Source organism: Pseudoflavonifractor sp. 60, assembly GCF_009911645.1.
GTDB lineage: Bacteria > Bacillota > Clostridia > Oscillospirales > Oscillospiraceae > Lawsonibacter.
In genome coordinates this window covers 1-5592 of the sequence record NZ_QWKI01000290.1, presented here as the reverse complement: position 1 = coordinate 5592, position 5592 = coordinate 1, and the positions used below count along the sequence as shown (strand labels likewise).

3 tRNA genes and 2 rRNA genes are annotated in these 5592 nt (G+C 51.6%); all 5 read left to right on the top strand.

Annotation, left to right across the window (positions count from 1 at the left end):
- The first annotated feature begins 481 nt into the window (after positions 1 to 481).
- The 5 genes from D1646_RS21675 to D1646_RS21655 all read left to right on the top strand — a co-directional run bounded on the left by D1646_RS21675 (position 482) and on the right by D1646_RS21655 (position 5558).
- Positions 482 to 2014 (top strand): 16S ribosomal RNA (locus D1646_RS21675).
- Positions 2015 to 2131: 117 nt separating this feature from the next.
- Positions 2132 to 2208: transfer RNA gene (locus D1646_RS21670), tRNA-Ile, on the top strand.
- A 14-nt stretch (positions 2209 to 2222) separates the two neighbouring features.
- Positions 2223 to 2298: transfer RNA gene (locus D1646_RS21665), tRNA-Ala, on the top strand.
- 244 nt (positions 2299 to 2542) lie between these two features.
- Positions 2543 to 5382: ribosomal RNA gene (locus tag D1646_RS21660) — 23S ribosomal RNA — on the top strand.
- Together the 16S and 23S rRNA genes with 3 tRNA genes alongside form the textbook arrangement of a ribosomal RNA operon.
- A 100-nt stretch (positions 5383 to 5482) precedes the next feature.
- Positions 5483 to 5558 (top strand) — tRNA-Lys (locus D1646_RS21655).
- Positions 5559 to 5592 lie beyond the last annotated feature (34 nt).

Sequence of the window (5592 nt, the reverse complement as noted above, 5' to 3'; positions counted from 1 at the left end):
AGGACAAAAAACTTTGAAAAAAGTCGAAAAAAGTTCTTGACAAAGGCTGGGCGGTGTGGTAATATATGAAACCGTTGCGAGAGCGAACGGACATATAGAGCCAGGCCGGTAAGGACGAAAAAAGTTTTAAAAAACTTGAAAAAAGTTCTTGACAAAGGCTGAACGAAGTGCTAAAATGTGAATCCGTTGCGACAGCAGCGACCAGCGAAAGAATCCCGAACGAGAGAACGAAAAAAGTTTTAAAAAACTTGAAAAAGTTCTTGACAAAGGTTCTTGAGTGTGGTAAGATAAAAGCCCGCCGCTGATGAGCGGTGTGCACCTTGTAAATTAAACAACGTGACAAACACGAAGCACCAGAAGGATTGGTTGTTAAGTGAGCTTTGAAAGAAGCTTGTTTGGACAACGTCAATTAAAATTCTTTGAAGCTAAGGTTTAGTTTCAATAAGATTGATTTATTTGGTTTCGGCCATATAGATACCATTTTATTGAGAGTTTGATCCTGGCTCAGGATGAACGCTGGCGGCGTGCTTAACACATGCAAGTCGAACGGAGGACCCCTGAAGGAGTTTTCGGACAACTGAAGGGAATCCTTAGTGGCGGACGGGTGAGTAACGCGTGAGTAACCTGCCTTGGAGTGGGGAATAACAGTTGGAAACAGCTGCTAATACCGCATGATGCAGTTGGGTCGCATGGCTCTGACTGCCAAAGATTTATCGCTCTGAGATGGACTCGCGTCTGATTAGCTAGTTGGCGGGGTAACGGCCCACCAAGGCGACGATCAGTAGCCGGACTGAGAGGTTGGCCGGCCACATTGGGACTGAGACACGGCCCAGACTCCTACGGGAGGCAGCAGTGGGGAATATTGGGCAATGGGCGCAAGCCTGACCCAGCAACGCCGCGTGAAGGAAGAAGGCTTTCGGGTTGTAAACTTCTTTTCTCAGGGACGAAGCAAGTGACGGTACCTGAGGAATAAGCCACGGCTAACTACGTGCCAGCAGCCGCGGTAATACGTAGGTGGCAAGCGTTATCCGGATTTACTGGGTGTAAAGGGCGTGTAGGCGGGAAAGCAAGTCAGATGTGAAAACCACGGGCTCAACCTGTGGCCTGCATTTGAAACTGTTTTTCTTGAGTACTGGAGAGGCAGACGGAATTCCTAGTGTAGCGGTGAAATGCGTAGATATTAGGAGGAACACCAGTGGCGAAGGCGGTCTGCTGGACAGCAACTGACGCTGAGGCGCGAAAGCGTGGGGAGCAAACAGGATTAGATACCCTGGTAGTCCACGCTGTAAACGATGGATACTAGGTGTGGGGGGACTGACCCCCTCCGTGCCGCAGTTAACACAATAAGTATCCCACCTGGGGAGTACGATCGCAAGGTTGAAACTCAAAGGAATTGACGGGGGCCCGCACAAGCGGTGGAGTATGTGGTTTAATTCGAAGCAACGCGAAGAACCTTACCAGGGCTTGACATCCCGATGACCGGTGTAGAGATACACTTTTCTCTTCGGAGACATCGGTGACAGGTGGTGCATGGTTGTCGTCAGCTCGTGTCGTGAGATGTTGGGTTAAGTCCCGCAACGAGCGCAACCCTTATTGTTAGTTGCTACGCAAGAGCACTCTAGCGAGACTGCCGTTGACAAAACGGAGGAAGGTGGGGACGACGTCAAATCATCATGCCCCTTATGTCCTGGGCCACACACGTACTACAATGGTGGTTAACAGAGGGAGGCAAAACCGCGAGGTGGAGCAAATCCCTAAAAGCCATCCCAGTTCGGATCGCAGGCTGCAACCCGCCTGCGTGAAGTTGGAATCGCTAGTAATCGCGGATCAGCATGCCGCGGTGAATACGTTCCCGGGCCTTGTACACACCGCCCGTCACACCATGAGAGTCGGGAACACCCGAAGTCCGTAGCCTAACTTTAACGAGGGGGCGCGGCCGAAGGTGGGTTCGATAATTGGGGTGAAGTCGTAACAAGGTAGCCGTATCGGAAGGTGCGGCTGGATCACCTCCTTTCTAAGGAGACCTCTGGCAGATTAGATTCTGTCAGTAACATTCCTAGGTCAGCTTTCGGTGAAAGAATGGGAGTCACGTTGTTTAATTTAGAGGGCGCACACCGTGTACCCCTGAGACGGGCCCATAGCTCAGCTGGCTAGAGCGCACGACTGATAATCGTGAGGTCGGTGGTTCGAGTCCACTTGGGCCCACCACCTGCAAAGGAGATGGGGGTTTAGCTCAGTTGGTAGAGCACCTGCTTTGCAAGCAGGGGGTCACCGGTTCGAATCCGATAACCTCCACCAGCGAGATCGGATTGAAGTGTTTGGGCAAGCGTCTAAGCATTTCAATCTGACCTTGAAGAAGGTTGGAACCTGCACCTTGAAAACTGAATAGTGAAGCAAGCAAGAAATTGCGAGCAAGCAACAGAGAGGTAACAGAGTTATAATTGTGGAACTTTAAGAAATAGGGTAACACAAATACTACAATGAACCAAATCTGAGGCCTGCATAATTCTTGTGAGAACCAATGTCTCTGAAAAGAGAAATAGGTCAAGCTATAAAGAGCGCAAGGGGAATGCCTTGGCATCAAGAGCCGAAGAAGGACGTGACAAGCTGCGATAAGCCGTGGGGAGCCGCACATAGGCGTTATATCCACGGATTTCCGAATGGGGAAACCCGGCAGAGCAATACTCTGTCAGCCTGCGTTGAATCAAATAGGCGTAGGTGGGGAACCGCCTGAACTGAAACATCTAAGTAGGGCGAGGAAGAGAAATCAACAGAGATTCCGCTAGTAGTGGCGAGCGAACGCGGAAGAGGGCAAACCAGAGGATTTATCCTCTGGGGTTGTGGACTGACAGAACGGAGTGATAGGCTAGGCGAACGGCATGGGAAGGTCGGCCAAAGCGGGTGAGAGCCCCGTAGCCGAAAGCTGAGTTACTTTAGTCAGGATCCAGAGTACCGCAGGACACGTGAAACCCTGTGGGAAACTGGGGGGACCACCCTCCAACCCTAAATACTACTTGATGACCGATAGAGGAGCAGTACCGTGAGGGAAAGGTGAAAAGGACCCCGGGAGGGGAGTGAAATAGAACCTGAAACCTTGTGCTTACAAGCACTCAGAGCACGTTAAAGTGTAATGAGGTACTTTTTGTAGAACGGTCCGGCGAGTTATTGTACGCGGCAAGCTTAAGGTGTTAAGCACTGGAGGCGAAGGGAGACCGAGTCTGAACAGGGCGATTTAGTCGTGTGCAATAGACCCGAAACCAGGTGACCTATCCATGGGCAGGTTGAAGTGGAGGTAAAACTCCATGGAGGACCGAACCGACCCCCGTTGCAATGGTGGCGGATGACCTGTGGATAGCGGAGAAATTCTAATCGAACTTGGAGATAGCTGGTTCTCCCCGAAATAGCTTTAGGGCTAGCGTTGATTTAGATTACCGGAGGTAAAGCACTGAATGGGCTAGGGGCTGATAAAGTTACTGAACCCTATCAAACTCTGAATGCCGGCTAATTGATGATCAGCAGTCAGACTACGTGAGATAAGTCTCGTGGTCAAAAGGGAAACAGCCCAGACCCACAGCTAAGGTCCCTAATATACGCTAAGTGGAAAACGATGTGGAGTTGCGAAAACAACCAGGATGTTGGCTTAGAAGCAGCCACTCATTAAAAGAGTGCGTAATAGCTCACTGGTCGAGTGACTCTGCGCGGAAAATGTAACGGGGCTAAGCGTATAACCGAAGCTTGGGATGCAGCAATGCGTGGTAGGGGAGCGTCGAATGAGGGGTGAAGTCATAGCGGAAGCAGTGGTGGACTTCATTCGAGTGAGAATGCCGGAATGAGTAGCGAGAATTATGTGGGAATCATAATGGCCGAAAATCTAAGGTTTCTTGGGGAAGGTTCGTCCGCCCAAGGTAAGCCGGGAGCTAAGGCGAGGCCGAGAGGCGTAGTCGATGCACATACGGTTGAAATTCCGTAGCCACCGAAACTTAAACTAGAGGGACACTTGGAGCTAGCTGGACCCGGGCGTTGGTTGACCCGGGCGAAAGGGACCGAAATTAAGTAGGGAAGCCAGTGAATGACGAGGCGAGAAAAGCTCTAGGGAATGCTAAGGTGCCCGTACCGCAAACCGACACAGGTAGATGAGGAGAGGATCCTAAGGCCAACGGGAGAAGGGTTGTTAAGGAACTCGGCAAAATTACCCCGTAACTTCGGGATAAGGGGAGCCCCTGAAATGGGGGCCGCAGAGAATAGGCCCAAGCGACTGTTTACCAAAAACACAGGTCTATGCTAAATCGAAAGATGACGTATATGGGCTGACGCCTGCCCGGTGCTGGAAGGTTAAGAGGAGGGCTTAGCGCAAGCGAAGGTCTGAATTGAAGCCCCAGTAAACGGCGGCCGTAACTATAACGGTCCTAAGGTAGCGAAATTCCTTGTCAGGTAAGTTCTGACCCGCACGAATGGCGTAACGATTTGGGCGCTGTCTCAACAGCCCACCCGGCGAAATTGTAGTACCGGTGAAGATGCCGGTTACCCGCAACTAGACGGAAAGACCCCATGGAGCTTTACTGTAGCTTAATACTGAGGATTGGTAATTGATGTACAGGATAGGTGGGAGGCTTAGAAGCCGGGGCGTCAGCTCAGGTGGAGCCACCCTTGGGATACCACCCTTCAATTACTGGTTTTCTAACCTGCGGCCATGAATCTGGTCGGGGGACACTGTTAGGTGGGCAGTTTGACTGGGGCGGTCGCCTCCTAAAAGGTAACGGAGGCGCTCAAAGGTTCGTTCAGCACGGACGGAAATCGTGCAGTGAGTGTAAACGCATAAACGAGCCTAACTGCGAGGCCGACGGGCCGAGCAGTAACGAAAGTTGGAGTTAGTGATCCGGCGGTATGCAAGTGGAAGTGCCGTCGCTCAACGGATAAAAGCTACCCTGGGGATAACAGGCTGATCTCCCCCAAGCGTCCACAGCGACGGGGAGGTTTGGCACCTCGATGTCGGCTCGTCACATCCTGGGGCTGAATTCGGTCCCAAGGGTTCGGCTGTTCGCCGATTAAAGTGGCACGCGAGCTGGGTTCAGAACGTCGTGAGACAGTTCGGTCCCTATCTGTTGCGGGCGTAAGAGATTTGAAGGGAGCTGTCCTTAGTACGAGAGGACCGGGATGGACAGACCTCTGGTGCATCAGTTGTCCTGCCAAGGGCACAGCTGGGTAGCTACGTCTGGACGAGATAAACGCTGAAAGCATCTAAGCGTGAAACTCCCCCTAAGATAAGATCTCTCATCCTTTCAGGAGTAAGGCTCGATGTAGACTATGTCGTTGATAGGTCGGAGGTGGAAGCACTGTAAGGTGTGTAGCTGACCGATACTAATAAGCCGAGGGCTTGACCTACAATTGGTTGTGAGCATGAGAAATGCAGGCGCTTGTAAGTAATGGAGAGTTTGTTTCACTGTTCGGTTTTCAGGGCGCAGGAGGATGCGCAAGAGGAAATGCGCCTTTAGCTCAGTTGGTAGAGCAACTGACTCTTAATCAGTGGGTCCCGGGTTCGAATCCCTGAAGGCGCACCATATGGCCCGTTGGTCAAGCGGTTAAGACGGCGGC